At 27.6% G+C, this 16,541-nt stretch carries 15 protein-coding genes; 2 read left to right on the top strand and 13 right to left on the bottom strand.

Features of this window, described 5'->3' with window-relative positions; all coding sequences use genetic code 11:
* Positions 1-106: 106 nt before the first annotated feature.
* From BGI42_RS05110 to BGI42_RS05070, 9 genes are all read right to left on the bottom strand, one after another.
* Positions 107-1,297, bottom strand: coding sequence for a chloride channel protein (locus tag BGI42_RS05110; RefSeq protein WP_420825938.1), 1,191 nt, complete (start codon positions 1,295-1,297; stop codon positions 107-109).
* A 156-nt stretch (positions 1,298-1,453) separates the two neighbouring features.
* A complete protein-coding gene (locus tag BGI42_RS05105; RefSeq protein WP_069679290.1) occupies positions 1,454-1,621 on the bottom strand; it encodes a zinc-ribbon domain-containing protein in 168 nt (55 codons plus the stop codon).
* A gap of 144 nt (positions 1,622-1,765) precedes the next feature.
* The gene (locus tag BGI42_RS05100; RefSeq protein ID WP_069679289.1) at positions 1,766-2,449 is read right to left on the bottom strand and encodes an amino acid ABC transporter ATP-binding protein; all 684 of its coding nucleotides are present in this window, start codon (positions 2,447-2,449) and stop codon (positions 1,766-1,768) included.
* 15 nt (positions 2,450-2,464) lie between these two features.
* A complete protein-coding gene (locus BGI42_RS05095) occupies positions 2,465-3,106 on the bottom strand; it encodes an amino acid ABC transporter permease (protein WP_069679288.1) in 642 nt (213 codons plus the stop codon).
* A gap of 14 nt (positions 3,107-3,120) precedes the next feature.
* A complete protein-coding gene (locus BGI42_RS05090) occupies positions 3,121-3,927 on the bottom strand; it encodes an amino acid ABC transporter substrate-binding protein (RefSeq protein ID WP_084023842.1) in 807 nt (268 codons plus the stop codon).
* A 313-nt stretch (positions 3,928-4,240) separates the two neighbouring features.
* Positions 4,241-4,762 carry a coiled-coil domain-containing protein gene (locus BGI42_RS05085; protein WP_069679286.1) on the bottom strand — a complete coding sequence of 174 codons (522 nt, stop codon included), beginning with the start codon at positions 4,760-4,762 and terminating at the stop codon, positions 4,241-4,243.
* Positions 4,763-5,263: 501 nt separating this feature from the next.
* Positions 5,264-6,556, bottom strand: a complete 1,293-nt coding sequence (locus tag BGI42_RS05080; protein ID WP_069679285.1) for a dicarboxylate/amino acid:cation symporter — start codon at positions 6,554-6,556, stop codon at positions 5,264-5,266.
* Positions 6,557-6,988: 432 nt separating this feature from the next.
* The gene (locus tag BGI42_RS05075; protein ID WP_069679284.1) at positions 6,989-7,936 is read right to left on the bottom strand and encodes an SPFH domain-containing protein; all 948 of its coding nucleotides are present in this window, start codon (positions 7,934-7,936) and stop codon (positions 6,989-6,991) included.
* Entirely contained in the window at positions 7,929-8,372 is a 444-nt protein-coding gene (locus BGI42_RS05070; RefSeq protein ID WP_069679283.1) for an NfeD family protein, read from the bottom strand. Before BGI42_RS05070 ends, BGI42_RS05075 begins: the two co-directional genes overlap by 8 nt.
* Positions 8,373-8,675: 303 nt before the next feature.
* Here BGI42_RS05070 and BGI42_RS05065 point away from each other — a divergent pair, with 303 nt between their 5' ends.
* Both BGI42_RS05065 and BGI42_RS05060 read left to right on the top strand, forming a co-directional pair.
* The gene (locus BGI42_RS05065; protein WP_069679282.1) at positions 8,676-10,574 is read left to right on the top strand and encodes an NAD(+) synthase; all 1,899 of its coding nucleotides are present in this window, start codon (positions 8,676-8,678) and stop codon (positions 10,572-10,574) included.
* 151 nt (positions 10,575-10,725) lie between these two features.
* Positions 10,726-11,754, top strand: a complete 1,029-nt coding sequence (locus BGI42_RS05060) for a branched-chain amino acid aminotransferase (protein ID WP_069679281.1) — start codon at positions 10,726-10,728, stop codon at positions 11,752-11,754.
* Between the two features lie 237 nt (positions 11,755-11,991).
* Here BGI42_RS05060 and ymfI read toward each other — a convergent pair whose 3' ends face one another.
* From ymfI to glyA, 4 genes are all read right to left on the bottom strand, one after another.
* Positions 11,992-12,735: an elongation factor P 5-aminopentanone reductase gene (gene ymfI / locus BGI42_RS05055; RefSeq protein ID WP_069679280.1), complete on the bottom strand. Its 744-nt coding sequence runs from the start codon at positions 12,733-12,735 to the stop codon at positions 11,992-11,994.
* A gap of 181 nt (positions 12,736-12,916) precedes the next feature.
* Positions 12,917-13,852, bottom strand: a complete 936-nt coding sequence (locus BGI42_RS05050) for a dipeptidase (protein WP_069679279.1) — start codon at positions 13,850-13,852, stop codon at positions 12,917-12,919.
* 48 nt (positions 13,853-13,900) lie between these two features.
* Positions 13,901-14,815 (bottom strand): metallophosphoesterase, encoded by a 915-nt coding sequence (locus BGI42_RS05045; protein WP_069679278.1) that lies wholly within the window; start codon positions 14,813-14,815, stop codon positions 13,901-13,903.
* 420 nt (positions 14,816-15,235) lie between these two features.
* Positions 15,236-16,471 (bottom strand): serine hydroxymethyltransferase, encoded by a 1,236-nt coding sequence (gene glyA, locus BGI42_RS05040; RefSeq protein ID WP_069679277.1) that lies wholly within the window; start codon positions 16,469-16,471, stop codon positions 15,236-15,238.
* Between the last annotated feature and the right edge of the window lie 70 nt (positions 16,472-16,541).

Raw genomic sequence — 16,541 nt, 5'->3', positions numbered from 1 at the left:
TTATCTTTATAATACATTTACCTTCAAAAACACAAAAAAATATCACTATATTTATTTATAATAAAATATAAATAAATATAGTGATATTTAAACATTTATAAATCTATTACATTGCACTTCGATTTATAAATTCAGCTTTAAGCTTTGAATATACAATTTTTTGACTACTATAAAGACTATAATATCCTGATAGCATATAACTAACACCACAAGCAATAGCGAATAAAATAACAGCACCTGACCCGAAAAGTTCTATGCTTAATATTACAGAAGTAATAAGTGTATTAACTACACCACAAAACAATGCTACAACGCCTATTGCTGCTCCAAATCCTGGATCCAAGCCAATTAAATTTCCTACAACGCACCCAAAGGTAGCCCCTATAAAAAATGTAGGAACAATTTCTCCACCCTTATATCCAACGCTTATAGTAATAACTGTAAATATAATTTTTAAAATAAATGCTTCCGGCTTTGCATGCCCATTCATAGCATTAGTTATAATGTCCATTCCTGCACCATTATAATCTCTACATCCTACCAAAAACGTAAAGGCAACTATAGCTAAACCACCACAAAATATTCTAATATAATTATTTTTTATTAATTTAATTAAAAGTTTATTAGTTTTATGTAATGTTTCACAGAATAAAATACTTACTAAAGCACATAAAGCACCTAAAGCAGCAACTCTTATCATGTTTTCAATTGAAAAACTTGGAATAATATTTATGTTAAAACGAACTGGTTCAAGTCCAAAAAACAAAGATACTTCATAAGCTACAATCGACGAAACAATACAAGGAATAAAACTAGAATAATAAATAATTCCAACACTTATAACTTCCATAGAAAAAAAAGTAGCTGTTAAAGGTGTCCCAAATAATGCTGAAAAAACACCACTCATTCCACATAAGGTAATTAAATGCATATCTTTTTCATCTAGACGTAAAACTTTTCCTACCTGGGAACCAATACTACCACCTAACTGCAATGCTGCTCCTTCTCTACCAGCTGACCCTCCAAAAAGATGAGTTATTACAGTACTTATAAATATAAGAGGTGACATGACAAATGGAACTTTCCCATCAGTACGAATAGAATCTATAACTAAATTTGTTCCCATATTATTACCCAATTTAAATAATTTATATAAATATATTATAGCAATTCCACCTAAAGGTAATATAAATATTATCCAATCATTTTTCATTCTAAGATTTGTGGCATATTCAACACTAATATGAAAAGCACTCCCCACTAAGCCACCTATTAGTCCTGTAATTCCTGCAACCATAACCCATTTAAAGAATGTAATTACATATTTCTTTATAATCGTTAATTTTAAAGCAACTATATCCAAATCAATCTCCCCATTTTATTTATTTAAATAAGTATCAAAAAAGCTACTAAAAAATGCTTTTAATCATTTTTTAGCAGCTGTTAATTTCTACTATCTATCGAAGTTTCTGTTGTTTCTTTGTTGCTTTCTTGCTCTTCTACAATCAGGGCATCTTACTGGATCATTATCAAATCCTTTTTCTTTGTAGAATTCTTGTTCTCCAACTGTGAAAACAAATTCCTTACCGCAATCTTTACACATTATTTTCTTATCTTCCATTATAAAATCCTCCTCTTCATAGATTATAACCTTAATACTAGACCAATCTCTGAAAAAGAGGTAATGTATAGTACTGATTAAATCTTGAATTATATTACTACTTAATCATATCATATAGACTTCAATAATTCAAGTAAAATTATTTTATTCTTCAAATATTAATCCATCTATAAGTTTGCCAGATTTCATTGAAACTATTCTATCTGATACCTTTTTAGCAAAATCCATATCATGAGTTATTATCATCATTGCCATTCCACTTTTACCTAATTTTTTTATTAAGTTTGCTATCTCTTCTGTAAGTCCAGGATCTAATGCAGAAGTTGGCTCATCAAAACACATTACCTTTGGTTCCAAAGCCAACGCTCTACCAATAGCAACTCTTTGTTTTTGACCTCCAGATAATTCAAAAGGATAACTTTGTGCTTTTTCTTTTAAACCTAAGAAACCTAATATTTCTTCTGCCTTCTCTATGGCTTCATTCTTGTTTAACCCTAAAACCCTTTGAGGTGCTTCTATTAAATTCTCTAGTACGGTCATATGTGGAAATAAATTAAAGTTTTGAAATACAAGTCCAATATCTTTTCTTATATCATGCATAGTTTTTTTATTAACGTATTTTCCATTTTCACAAATTGCTCGCCCATTAATTTCAATTTTACCTTTATCACATTTTTCTAAAGCATTAACACATCTAAGAAGGGTTGTTTTTCCACCTCCTGATGGACCAACAATAACTAATATTTCTCCAGCTTTAATATTAAGATTAATATCTTTTAACACTTCTATATTTCCAAAGTTCTTTTTTATTCCACTAATTCTCAACATATCCTCAGCCCCTCTCTAGTTATAATACTCATATTTTTTTTCTATTCTTCCTAATATCTTACTAAGTATTCCTATTACTAATAAATATACAATTCCTGCCAATATCAACGGAATCAATGTAACATCCCTATTTGATGCTATTTTAGCTATTTTTAATAATTCATCTAATCCTATTATATAAACTAAAGATGTATCTTTCACTAATGTTGTAATTTCATTTACTACTGGTGGAATAACTCTTTTAATAGCTTGTGGTAATATTATTCTAAAAAAAGTATCTTTAGGTGTTAGTCCAAGCATTTCTGCAGCTTCATATTGCCCCTTATCTATAGATATTATTCCTGCCCTAAATATTTCTCCAAAGTATGCAGCATAATTTAAAACAAATGCTAATATAGCTGCTGTAAATCTATCAAAGGTTATACCCATAGTTGGTAATCCAAAAAATATTACTACTATTTGTAATAACAATGGAGTTCCTCTCATTATAAGTACATAAATGCCTGTTAAATTTCTTAATATTAGAAATTTTGATGTTCTAGCTAAAGCTATAATAACTCCAAAAGGTATAGATAATATTAATGTTAATATAAAAACTTCTAATGTAACTTTTAAGCCTTCTAATATTTGAGGCATTAGTGATAATATATAATTCAAGATAACTCCTCCTTTTATTTAGCTACTATATTTTCTCCAAACCATTTTTCTGAGATTTTTGCTCCTGTTCCATCATCAATTACAGAATCTAAAGCTTTATTAAATTCTTCAACAAATTTGGTATCTCCTTTTCTCATTCCTACTGCATAATCTTCTACTCCAAAATCATCCTTTAGTATTTTATATTTTTCTTTTCCTCTTTCATTAATGTAATATTTCGCTAATATTTCATCAGCTACAACTGCATCTATTCTTCCCGCTTCTAAATCCATTAATGCATCATTATTAGTTTCAAATGTAATTACATTTCCCCCATCAAATTTACTCATAATATCTCCATCAGCTTCTATAGCATCCACTGCGCTTGATTGATTTTGAGCTCCAACTTTAGCATTAACCAAATCATTCTTGGTGTTAATTTTTGAATCTACTAATGTTATAATAACTTGTCTATTATTTAAATAAACTTTAGAAAATTCTACATTTTGTTTTCTTTCATCAGTTACTGAATATCCATTCCAAATTAAATCTATGTTCCCATTATTAAGTTCTGACTCTTTCATACTCCAATCAATTGATTGAAATTTAATTTTTTTATTAAGTTTTTCACCAACAGCCTTAGCAAGATCAACATCAAACCCAACTGTTTCTCCATTTGCATCTTTAAATCCCATAGGAATAAATGTATCATCCATTCCTATTACTATCTCATCTTTGTTAGAAACACTTTCTTGCTTATTGCTTTTGCACGCTACTAAATTCACCCCTATAGTAGCAATACACGATACTATTAATACCTTTTTTATAAATTTATTTATCATTATTGAATCCCCCTTCGTCGCTTCTCTTGTTTATTACTTTATCATAATAAAGCGATGAATTCAACTTCTTTTTCTAATTTAGTATCTATAAAACATGTATAAAATCAACAAATCAGAACATACTATAGTTAATCCTTATTTATATATAAAAATCAGTTTCTTAAGTTATTACTATTTACTTGTTAATCAATAAAAAAGGTTTATGGAAATTTGTTTTTCCATAAACCTTTTTTTATTATTGTTATCTCTATTTTAAATATGTATTTATACATACAATAGAAAAATATTATTATAATACAATTTTTATTATTTTTTATTTCTTTCCAAGTCTATCCAAAGCATTTTGTAAATTTTCAACTTGTAATTCAAATTGGTCTTTTAAATCTGTTATCTCAGTTTTATCAACAATATCCTCATCTTTTTTATCTTCTATTTTATCTTTAGTTTCATCAACATCATCTCTAATCTCATCTAATTTATCCATTATTTCATCAAACTTATCTTTTAAATCTTCACTTTTTCCTTTTAAATCAGCTTGATTTAATTTATCTGTTAATTCATCTGCTTTATCAGCAAATTCTTTCATTAACCTTTCTTTATCTTCATCAAATTCATCCATCTTGTCCGCTATTTCAGATGGTGTATCTCTTAATTTATCCTTTAACTCTTGTATATCTTCTGAATCAAATATTTCATCAACTTTTTCTGATGATGGAGTTTCATCTTCAGATTGCTTTACAGTTAAAACATAATCATCTTGTAAATTGCATCCTAATAAACTAAACCCTAAAATTAAAATTAATCCTATAGCTATCATTAAATTCTTTTTTCTCATTTATTCACCTCAAATAACAATTTTCAATTACAAAAATAGAATTTTAAATCTGTATATTGTTTGGACACATTCAAATAAATAACTATTCAATATACTAGTTTATTTTGTAAACTACTTATTCCTTAGAAACTACTAATAGTTAAGCTATTAGTAGAATACAATTCATTGTATTTCACAAAATATCAGTGGCATCTTTAACTTGTTATTTATTTTCATATGCTTTATGTATAATATTTTAATACTTTTACATATTTTATTCAACATTTTTAGACTAATCAGTATTAAAAATTATATTTTAAATTTATCTTAAGTATTAAATTTATCTTAAATATTAGTAATTAAAAATGTTTACTTATTGTAAAATAAAATTGAACTAATAAAAAAATCTATAGTGGATTACCTGTGTTATGATTTAATAACTAAGCAAAATTCAACTTATATAAAAATTAAATACCCCAAAATAATCCCATAATTATTTCGAGGTACTTTTTCAAATCCTATTTATAGGGCTTCTACAATATTTTCATCTATACTTTCTTCTTCACATTCAAATATTTCTTTATCAAATTCCCCTTCTTGTTTAGCAACTATAGTTGTACAAACAGCATCACCTGTAATATTTACAGCTGTTCTAGTCATATCTAGTATTCTATCTATACCCATTATTAGTGCTATTCCTTCAACAGGTAAATTTACTGAATTAAATACCATTGATAAAGTAATAAGACCTACCCCAGGAACCCCTGCTGTTCCTATGGATGCTAATGTTGCAGTAAGTATTACTGTAATATAATCATTTACTCCAAGATTTATTCCAAAAGCTTGAGCTACAAACACAACTGCAACTCCTTGCATTATTGCAGTTCCATCCATGTTTATTGTGGCTCCTAAAGGCACAGTAAATGATGATATTTTCTTAGATACTCCAATTTTTTTATCTAATGTATCTACTGATAAAGGAATAGTTGCATTAGATGTTGCTGTCGAAAAAGCAAAACTCATTACTGGCGCAAATTTTTTTAAGAATTTTATAGGACTAAGACCTGAAAATCCTTTAAGCATAACCATGTAAGTTCCTAAACATTGGATTGCTAAAGCTAAGAAAACTGCTCCCATATACTTTAGCATAGGTGTAAAAGCATCCCATCCAAGAGTTGCAAATGTAGTTGATATTAAACAAAAAACTCCTATAGGCGCAACTTCCATAACTATCATTGTCATTTTCATCATTATTTCATTGCCTGCTTTAAAGAAATCTGCTACTACTTCAGTTTTCTTTCCTAAACTTGCTAAAATAATACCTACTAACATTGCAAAAAATATTATTTGAAGCATATTACCTTGTGATAATGCATTTATAGGATTTGTAGGTATTATATCTAAAATCACATCAGAAAATGCTTTGCTCTCTGCTATAGTTGGTTCTGATATTTTAACACTAGACATATCAAGTCCTATTCCAGGATTTATAACTTTGCCGATTCCAATAGCTACTGTTATGGCAATAGCCGTAGTAACTACGTAAAATCCCATTGTTTTTATACCAACTTTTCCAAGTTTTTTAGTATCTCCTATTGCTAAACTTCCACAAACTAACGAACAAAATACTAAAGGTACTACAAGCATTTGCATTGCTCTTAAAAATCCTTTTCCCACTATCTTAAATACACCATCAATTAAGAACACATCTCTAAATGTACCTGATGGAACAAAGTTATATAAAATTATCCCGAAGATTGCTCCAAGAATTAATGCAATAAATACTTTAGTTGTTAATCCTAATTTTCCTTTCATACGATCCCCCCAGTTATTATAAAATGAATTTATTTATATCACTTCTTGCATTTATCATATTTTTATTATATTCTACTTTTTATTATTTGTCTATAGTATTTGCTTATACTTACTTACTTTATATATTTTTTTATAATATCATTTAAGTTTTTATATATATTTTTATGAATAAACTTATCCATTCTTATTCATTTTACATATTTTTAGCACAATTGAATTTTATAATACAACCCAATTCATTTATTATGTAAATTGCAAAGTATTTTAAACAATATTTCTACCAACTGGTTCTTTGAATATATCTAATAAACATTGTTTTAACCTTTTATTACACCAATCATCTAAATTATTCTCTAATATATTTTTATAAAGAAAAAATGCATTAGAGAATTAACTCTAATGCATCTAATTTTTTATAAAATTTACTCATTCTTATTTTTTTGAAACATTTTTTAATGTATCAGCTATAGCAGCTATACTTCCTAATGATGATAAAGTTTCATTTGGTAGTATAAGCTTATTAGCAGGATTCAATGCCATCTCCTTAAGAGCCTCAACTTGTTTTAAAGCAATAACTCTTTCATCAGTACCTGATTCAATAATAGCTTGATTTACTTTTCTTATAGCTTCTGCTTCTGCTTTAGCTATTTGTTCTATTGCTTTACCTTTACCTTCTGCTTCAAGTAATTGAGATTCCTTAAGTCCTTCTGCTCTTCTAATATTAGATTCCTTTTCTGCTTCTGCTCTAAGTATTTGTGATTGTTTTTCTCCTTCAGCCTTTTCTATTTCAGATTGTCTAAGACCTTCTGCTTGAAGTATCATAGCTCTCTTATCTCTTTCAGCTTTCATTTGTTTTTCCATAGCTTGTTGAATTTCAGCTGGTGGTATAATATTTTTTATTTCAACACTTAAAATTTTTATACCATAAGCATCTGTTACTTCATCTATTATACTTAAAAGGTTTTGATTTATTGAATCTCTACCACTTAAAATTTCATCTAAACTCATATTTCCTAAAATATTTCTTATATTTGTTGTAGCTGAATAAACTATACCTGATTTGTAATCTTCGATATTATATACCGCATCTTTTGCATTTAACATTTTATAAAATATTACATTATCAACTGAAATTTTTACATTATCCTTAGTTATAACTGATTGTGGTGGTACATCTAAAATTTGTTGTTTTGTTGATACTTTTTTTCTAACAAAATCTACAAAAGGTATTAAGAAATGCCATCCCGGTTCTAATATTCTACTAAATTGTCCAAATCTCTCAACAACATATAAATAACCTGTATTCACCACTTTTACTGATGAAAATATTGTGAAAATTATAAATATTAATATTAATGGTGTTCCTATAAATTTAAGCATTTTTATTTTCCTCCTTTAATTTCTTAATTTTAAATTTTGTTCCATTGATACTTGTAATACTAAACTTTTCTCCCATATGAATAGTTTCTCCTTCATTAATCACCGTCCAGTATATTCCATTAATTTTCAAGGTCGCCTTTTGGTATATATTCTCTTCTGCAGTTATGATTTTTCCTATATATGTTTCTTCCATAAGTGGTATCCTATGTTCAGAATTCTTATATTTCTTTCTTATCCAAGGATATCCAATTGATATTGATATTATTCCTATTACTAAGAATATTATTACCTGAAATAAAAAGCTAACTTTTAATCCAGCTGCAAAAATTGATGCAATTGCTCCTATAGAAAACCACACAAACAAAAAACTGCTAGTAAAAATATCCATTACAAATGCTGCAACTGCAATTATAATCCAGAAGACTATACTCCCCATCACCATTCCCCCTTCTTCTTTTATTTTCCAAATTCATTAATATTAGTATATCACTAATTAATGTATAATGAATTTATTATTTAATATAGCTTTATTATACAGTATCGTATACTATATTACAATATATTTTTTATCATTTAATAAAATATATTATATCATTTATTTTTCTTGATTATACCATATATACTATTATCGAACATATTTCAATTGATTTTATATAAATTTCAGCATATTATGATTATATATACAAATGCTGTTTGGTTATACTAAGAGCATATACTAAAAAATTGGAGTTGATCTAATATGGATTTTATAAAAGTTGCATCTGCATGCCCAAAAACTAAAGTAGGAGATATTAATTATAATATATCTAATATTCTAGAATGTATAAATAATGCTAAAAATAATGATAGTAAATTTATAGTTTTTCCAGAACTTTGTATAACTTCATATACATGTGGTGACTTATTTTTAAATGACACTTTATTAAATAAATCATTAACTGGAATAAATCAAATATTAAATGCTACAGAAGATTGTGATATGTTAATTGCAATGGGAGCACCACTTCTTATAAACAGCGTGCTTTACAATTGTGCTTATTTACTTTTCAAAGGTAAAATATTAGGTATAGTCCCTAAATCATATATACCTAACTACAGTGAATTTTATGAAAAAAGATGGTTTACAGAAGGACTTTCTTTAGAAACGCAAGAAATTGATTTACCTATTCAAAAGAATGTACCTTTTGGAACAAATCTTATTTTTTCTTCTCAAATAGCTAATTTTGGAGTTGAAATATGTGAAGATTTATGGGTAACAATTCCTCCTAGCTCTTATCTTTCTTTGTTAGGAGCACATATAATAGGTAACTTATCTGCTTCAAATGAATTAGTAAGTAAAAAAAATTACAGAAAAAGTCTTGTATCAAATCAAAGTGCTAGATGTCTTTGTAGTTATATATATTCTTCTGCTGGAGTACATGAATCATCTACAGACTTATTATTTAGTGGACATCTATTAATAAGTGAAAATGGTTCTATATTAAATGAAAATGAAAGATTCCAAAGAGAAAACGAAGTAATTTATTCTTGTGTTGATATTTTTAAACTTAAATCTGAAAGACTAAAAAATCTCAGTTTTAGAGATTTAAGTAAATTTACAGGTAGAAAACCTTATATAATAAACTTCAAATTTAACTGCACGGATATAAATAATTTTGATAGATTTATTGATAAACATCCTTTTGTTCCTTCATCTAAATTAGAACGTGAAGAGAGATGTAAAGAAATTTTCAATATTCAAAGTTCTGCTTTAGCTAAAAGATTTGAACATACAGGAGCTAAAAAAGCTATAATAGGAATTTCTGGTGGCTTAGATTCTACTCTTGCTCTTCTTGTTATAGTTAAAACTTTTGAATTGCTTAACTTAGATAAGCATAATATAGTTACAATAACAATGCCTGGATTTGGTACTACTGATAGAACTTATAATAATGCCTTAACTTTATGTAAAGAATTAGGTTGCGACTTAAGAGAAATAAATATCGTAGATGCTGCCCTTCAACATTTTAAGGATATAGGGCACGATAAAAATATTCACGATGTTACTTATGAAAATGTTCAAGCAAGAGAAAGAACTCAAATTTTAATGGATATAGCTAATAAAGAACAAGGACTTTTAATCGGTACTGGAGATTTATCTGAATTAGCTCTTGGATGGTGCACTTATAACGGAGATCATATGTCAATGTATGCAGTAAATCCATCTATTCCAAAAACACTTGTTAGATATTTAGTTAAATACGTTGCTGATAAAGAATCTAATGCAGAAGTTAGTAAAACACTTATTGATATCTTAGATACTCCTGTAAGTCCAGAATTGCTTCCTAAAGATTCAAATGGAGAAATTTCACAAAAAACTGAAGATATCGTAGGCCCTTATGAACTTCATGATTTTTTCTTATATCATTTTATAAAACATGGATCATCAAAAGATAGAATTCTATTTTTAGCTAAAGAAGCTTTTAAAGATGATTATACTTATGAAGAAATTGAAAAGTGGCTTAATAAATTTATGTGGAGATTCTTTACTCAACAATTCAAAAGAAGTGCTTTGCCTGATGGACCTAAAGTAGGAAGTATTTCCTTAAGTCCTAGAGGAGACTGGAGAATGCCTTCTGATGCTCAACCTTGGAAATAATTATAAATTTGGTATCATTTTGAATATTTTATTATTAATTTAGTAATAAATTAAAACTTTTTGTGCTTAACTATAGAAATATAAACTTAGTAGTGCTAAAATTAGAGTTATTAGTAAAGACAATAAGCCTACAGATATGGAGGAATGTAAAATGGGGAAAAAAGTTGATATTGATTGGGGTAAGCTAGGTTTTAATTACATAAAAACAGATTATCGTTATATTTCAATTTGGAAAGATGGAAAATGGGATGAGGGAAAATTAACTGAAGATAATATGCTTAAAATGAGCGAAGCCTCTACTGTTCTTCATTATGGTCAAAGTTGTTTTGAAGGATTAAAAGCTTACACAACAAAAGAAGGAAAAATACAATTATTCAGACCAGATAGAAATGCTGCTCGTATGAACGAAAGTTGTGATAAACTTCTTATGCCAAATATACCTGAAGAAAAATTTATAGATGCATGTATGCAAGTAGTAAAAGCTAATGAACATTTTGTTCCACCATATGGAACTGGTGCTACTTTATACATTAGACCTGTTGTAATGGGTGTTGGTGATAATATAGGAGTAAAACCTGCATCTGAATATATTTTTACAGTATTTTGTATGCCAGTAGGACCTTATTTCTCTGGTGGATTAAAACCTTGTAACTTTATAGTTCAAGATGAATTTGATAGAGCTGCACCATACGGTACTGGTAAACAAAAAGTTGGTGGAAATTATGCTGCATCTCTTGAAGCTCATAAAAAAGCTGTTGAGGCTGGATATGCAGATTGTATTTATTTAGATCCTGCTACTCATACAAAAATCGATGAAGTTGGAGCTGCAAACTTTATAGGAATAACTAAAAAAGGTGAATTTGTAACACCTAAATCTTCATCTATTTTACCTAGTATCACAAAATATTCTTTACTTTATATAGCTGAACATTACTTAAATATGCCAGTATATGAAAGAGAAGTTTTTGTTGAAAAATTAGATGAATTTGCAGAAGCAGGTGCTTGTGGTACTGCTGCTGTTATTACTCCAATAGGAGCCATTGATTATAACGAAAAGAGATTTGTATTGCACAGTGAAACTGAAGTCGGACCTACAATCAAAAAATTATACGAACTACTTTCAGGAATTCAAACGGGTGATGTTGAAGCTCCTAAAGGATGGATATACGAAGTTAAGTAGATCTTATTTTTAATAAATTAACTTATGTATAAGTATAAAGCAAAAAGCAAGGCAGCTTAATTAGTATTTTAACTGTCTTGCTTTTTATGATATTTAATTTATATTATCTAAATATTAATGGTTATAAAACTTATCATATTTTTATTTAATAAATGATTATTTTTTTAGTATGTTTATATATTAAAATTAGTCCATTAATTTTTTCTCATACTTGTGTGAACATACTATTTTATCTAATTAAATATATCCACCATCAGCTCTTATAATTTGACCAGTTACATAAGAAGCATCTTCACTACATAAAAAAGAAACTATTTTACCAATTTCATCTGGATTGCCAAACCTCATCATTGGTATTTCTTCTTCTAAAGCTTTTTTATCATCCCCTTGTAAAAATGCATTCATTTTAGTATCTATAACACCAGGTGCAACACAATTTACCCTTATATTAGATGCTGCTAATTCCTTCGCTAAAGATTTTGTAAATAAATTTATCCCTCCTTTTGTAGTAGAATAAACAACTTCACATGAAGCTCCTACTTCACCCCATATAGATGAAATATTTACTATTGAGCCACATTGTCTTGATATCATATATTTAACAATATGTTTAGTTAAATACATAGCCCCAATTAAATTTGTATTTAATAAATTATCCATATCCTCCTTAGTTAAATCCATAAATAATCCTATATTGCTTTTTCCTGCATTATTAACTAAAATATCTATTTTTCCAAACTTATTTATTGTAAATTGAACTAATTTTTCACTTTCTTCATAAGAAGCTATATCACATTTATAAGATATAGCATATCCCCCTAAAGATTTTATTTCTTCTAGTGTTTTATTTGCACCAGCATCATCTTTAGAGTAATTTACAATAACACTTGCCCCTTCTTTTGCTAACTCTACAGCAATACTTTTTCCAATACCTCTTGAAGCTCCTGTTACAATTGCTATTTTTCCAACTAATTTTCCCACTTTATTTTCTCCTTATCTGTTTTCTTTTTAATTAAACCTAAAAAGATGAGAATTAAAAGTTTTTATTAAAATACTAAAAACTTTATAATAATATATTTTCTTAAATTCTATCGCAAACTTTTTCACTAATTCTCAATTTTCTACTCCAAATCCTCATCTTAAAATCCAACATAATGTAAATTTATTTTAACACATCACTAAAAACCCTCTTAACATTTTTATAAAATATTTTTTCTATCTCATACTCTGTAAATCCATTTTTCTTAAGAGCATCATATAATTTATAAAACTCTGAACAATTTTCTATTTCAACTTCATTATCTATTCCATCAAAATCACTTCCAAAGGCTATAACATCAATTCCACCAACATTTCTTATATGTTTTATATGTGCTAATATATCGTCTATACATGATATTTCCTTATTTCCTAAAAAGCTAGAACAAAAATTTATTCCCATTACTCCACCTTTGTCTGATAATAATTTAATCATTTCATCAGTAAGATTTCTAGGATGATTAGTTACTTGTCGTGCATTAGAATGTGATGCTATAAAAGGTTTTTTACACAATTTAACTAAATCATAAAATCCACCATCAGATAAATGTGACGCATCTGGTATAATTCCCAAATTTTCTATTTCTCCTAATAACTCTTTTCCTAATGTAGTTAAGCCATTCTCCTTAAAAATATAATTTGCATTTGGAAATCCTAATTTATTTTCATAATTCCAAGTAAGAGTAATTATTCTGATTTCTAATTTATAAACTTCTCTTAATTTTTCAATACTACCTTCTATCACCTCCCCTTCTTCTATTGATAAAAACGCACCTATTTTATTATTTTTATTGCATACTTCTAATTGTTTTATATTAGTTACAATCTCTATTTCACTTAAATTATTATAAAGCTCTTTCTTAAAATTATTATAAAGCTTTAGAAATTCTTCAAAAGGAGTCTTTGTTATGTCTTGATCTATAAAAAAAGCAAATACTTGCCCTAATGCTTCTCCTTTTTTCAATTTGTCTATATTAACCTTGCAAACATTATTTTTTAATCTTAATTTATCATAGTATATTTTACTTGCAGTATCACAATGTAAGTCAATAAAATTCATTAATTTTTCCTCCAAATCATTTCAACAACAAAATATATGAGCATATATTTATAATCTCTTTGCATAGTCTAAATATTTTTCTATTTTCTCTGGTCCCCCTATTATACTCCTTTTTATATATAAACTATTTTTATCATCAACTTCCACACTCCATTTAATTAAGTATATTTCAGCATTTGCTATTTCAATTGTAGTTATTGATGATGGAAATACACAACAACCATCATTAAAATACAACCCCTTACCTGCTTCTGGAAAAACATCATTATGAGTATGTCCGCAAATAAGCATTCTTTTTTCTTTTCTTGCAGTTCTTTCTAAAATTTCATCAATCTTACTTCCTTTACCATAATTATTAGCTGGACTTACTGGTGCTTTAAAACCTGCAAATCCCTCCAATATTCTCCAAACATATCTAACCAAAAACCTACTTACTTTCCATAATTCACAATTCATTAAATCAACTTGATGACCATGAAAAACTAATATATCTTTCTTCATAGGAGTATATCTTAAAATAAGTCCTTCATGAAACTTTATATTATTATAAAGATGTATTAATTCTTTACCAAATCCATATCCTATTTGAGCAAGGAGTTTTTCTTGCTTAGGTATGAATTTCGGTTTAGATTTTATCATATCATGATTACCATAAAGCAAATATAACCTTTTTTTTGCATTAAATTTATTTAATATTTTAAATATATCTTTATAATTATAAGCTATATCTACGCAATTTTTATTCTTCCATAACTCATCCCCATCTCCTATCTCAACTAAAGTAAAACCATCTTTTAAATAGTATCCAAGAGCTGCTTTATATATATTTTTATTAGGTCTTAATGAATCTGCATTTCCCCCATCACCTCTATGCATATCACTTATAAATACTATTTTTGAATCTTTATCAAATTCTAGTGCTGGACTTTCTTTTGATATTCTCTCAATAAACTTACTAATCATTATAAAACCCTATTTTAAATTAATTCTATCTATTATATGCATTTATTTAAGACCTGGTTAATTACATACCTAAAAATTAAACATCTATTAACTTGTAACTATAAATATTTTCTATGAATTTATGAGTATTATATTTTTACAAATTATCATAATAAAAAAATCGCTAAGCCACTATATAGCGTCGATTTTTTTAGCCATATATCCTTTCCAAACATAGTACAGGAATAATAGTGCAGCATATTATTATTTTTAATTCAATTACGGATTTTTTCATTAATTCTCAATCAATATTTACCTAAAACTAGATTTCATCAAGCTTTTAAACTTTAAGAATTCTATAATTTCATGCAAATAAATAAAGCTGCTCAAAATAGAAAATGTATTTCTATTTTAAACAGCTTTTTAAATAATTAGATTATACTATTTATATAAAGGATACTTTTTGCATAAAGTTTCTACTCTTTGCTTATACGGTGCTAAATCTTTGTCTCTATTAACAATAGTTTCATTGATTATATCTGCTATTTCTTCCATATCTTCTTTTGCAAATCCTCTAGTTGTAATAGCTGCTGTACCTATTCTAACTCCTGAAGTTACAAAAGGACTCCTAGTTTCATTTGGTACAGTATTTTTATTAAGAGTTATTCCAACTTCATCTAATAATTTTTCAGCATCTTTTCCTGTAATATCTTTATTATTTAAATCTACAAGAATTAAATGATTATCAGTTCCATTAGATACTAATTTAAAACCTCTCTTAACTAGTTGTTCTCCTAATTCTTTACAGTTTTCAACAACTTTTATCATATATTCTTTGAAACTTGGATCTAAAGCTTCTTTAAAACATACTGCTTTTGCTGCTATAATATGCATTAATGGACCACCTTGCATTCCTGGGAATATGTTTTTATCTAAATTTTTAGCATACTCTTCTTTACAAAGTATTAATCCACCTCTTGGTCCTCTTAATGTTTTGTGAGTTGTAGATGTAACAAAATCTGCATATGGTACTGGTGATGGATGTAATCCTGCTGCTACAAGACCAGCAATATGAGCCATATCAACCATTAAATATGCTCCAACTTCATCAGCAATTTGTCTAAACTTTTCAAAATTTATTACTCTTGAATATGCACTTGCACCTGCAACTATTAGCTTAGGTTTATGTTTTATAGCTAATTCTCTTACCGTATCGTAATTTATTTCTTCTGTTTCTTTATCTACTCCATATGATACAAAGTTAAATAATTTTCCTGAGAAATTAACTGGTGAACCATGAGTTAAATGACCTCCATGGCTTAAATTCATACCTAATACAGTGTCACCATGTTCTAATACTGTAAAATAAACAGCCATATTGGCTTGTGAACCAGAATGTGGTTGAACATTTGCATGCTCTGCTCCAAATAATTTCTTAGCTCTCTCACGTGCTATTTCTTCAACACCATCTACTACGTGACATCCTCCATAATATCTTTTTCCTGGATATCCTTCAGCATATTTATTTGTTAAATAGGAACCCATAGCCTCCATTACTGCTTCACTTGCGACATTTTCTGAAGCTATTAGCTCAATTCCATTTTGTTGTCTTTCTAATTCCTTTTCAATTAAAGCATAAATTTCATTATCTTCTCTGCTTATGTGTTCAAAGTTCATTTTATCACCCCAATATTTTTTTGCAAAGTTTTCTTATAATCTAACACATTTTAATATGGTTGATTATTAT

It is taken from the genome of Clostridium taeniosporum (assembly GCF_001735765.2).
Lineage (GTDB): Bacteria > Bacillota > Clostridia > Clostridiales > Clostridiaceae > Clostridium > Clostridium taeniosporum.
The sequence above is the reverse complement of the archived record's forward strand: the minus strand, read 5'-3'. Positions and strand labels throughout refer to the sequence as shown.

Bases quoted from the DNA above. Each gene is read 5' to 3' on its own strand.
- BGI42_RS05110 (WP_420825938.1), bottom strand. From the start codon at position 1,297: ATGGTTGCAGGAATTACAGGACTAATAGGTGGCTTAGTGGGGAGTGCT.
- BGI42_RS05105 (WP_069679290.1), bottom strand. From the start codon at position 1,621: ATGGAAGATAAGAAAATAATGTGTAAAGATTGCGGTAAGGAATTTGTT.
- BGI42_RS05100 (WP_069679289.1), bottom strand. From the start codon at position 2,449: ATGTTGAGAATTAGTGGAATAAAAAAGAACTTTGGAAATATAGAAGTG.
- BGI42_RS05090 (WP_084023842.1), bottom strand. From the start codon at position 3,927: ATGATAAATAAATTTATAAAAAAGGTATTAATAGTATCGTGTATTGCT.
- BGI42_RS05085 (WP_069679286.1), bottom strand. From the start codon at position 4,762: ATGAGAAAAAAGAATTTAATGATAGCTATAGGATTAATTTTAATTTTA.
- BGI42_RS05080 (WP_069679285.1), bottom strand. From the start codon at position 6,556: ATGAAAGGAAAATTAGGATTAACAACTAAAGTATTTATTGCATTAATT.
- BGI42_RS05075 (WP_069679284.1), bottom strand. From the start codon at position 7,936: ATGCTTAAATTTATAGGAACACCATTAATATTAATATTTATAATTTTC.
- BGI42_RS05070 (WP_069679283.1), bottom strand. From the start codon at position 8,372: ATGGGGAGTATAGTCTTCTGGATTATAATTGCAGTTGCAGCATTTGTA.
- BGI42_RS05065 (WP_069679282.1), top strand. From the start codon at position 8,676: ATGGATTTTATAAAAGTTGCATCTGCATGCCCAAAAACTAAAGTAGGA.
- BGI42_RS05060 (WP_069679281.1), top strand. From the start codon at position 10,726: ATGGGGAAAAAAGTTGATATTGATTGGGGTAAGCTAGGTTTTAATTAC.
- BGI42_RS05050 (WP_069679279.1), bottom strand. From the start codon at position 13,852: ATGAATTTTATTGACTTACATTGTGATACTGCAAGTAAAATATACTAT.
- BGI42_RS05045 (WP_069679278.1), bottom strand. From the start codon at position 14,815: ATGATTAGTAAGTTTATTGAGAGAATATCAAAAGAAAGTCCAGCACTA.
- glyA (WP_069679277.1), bottom strand. From the start codon at position 16,471: ATGAACTTTGAACACATAAGCAGAGAAGATAATGAAATTTATGCTTTA.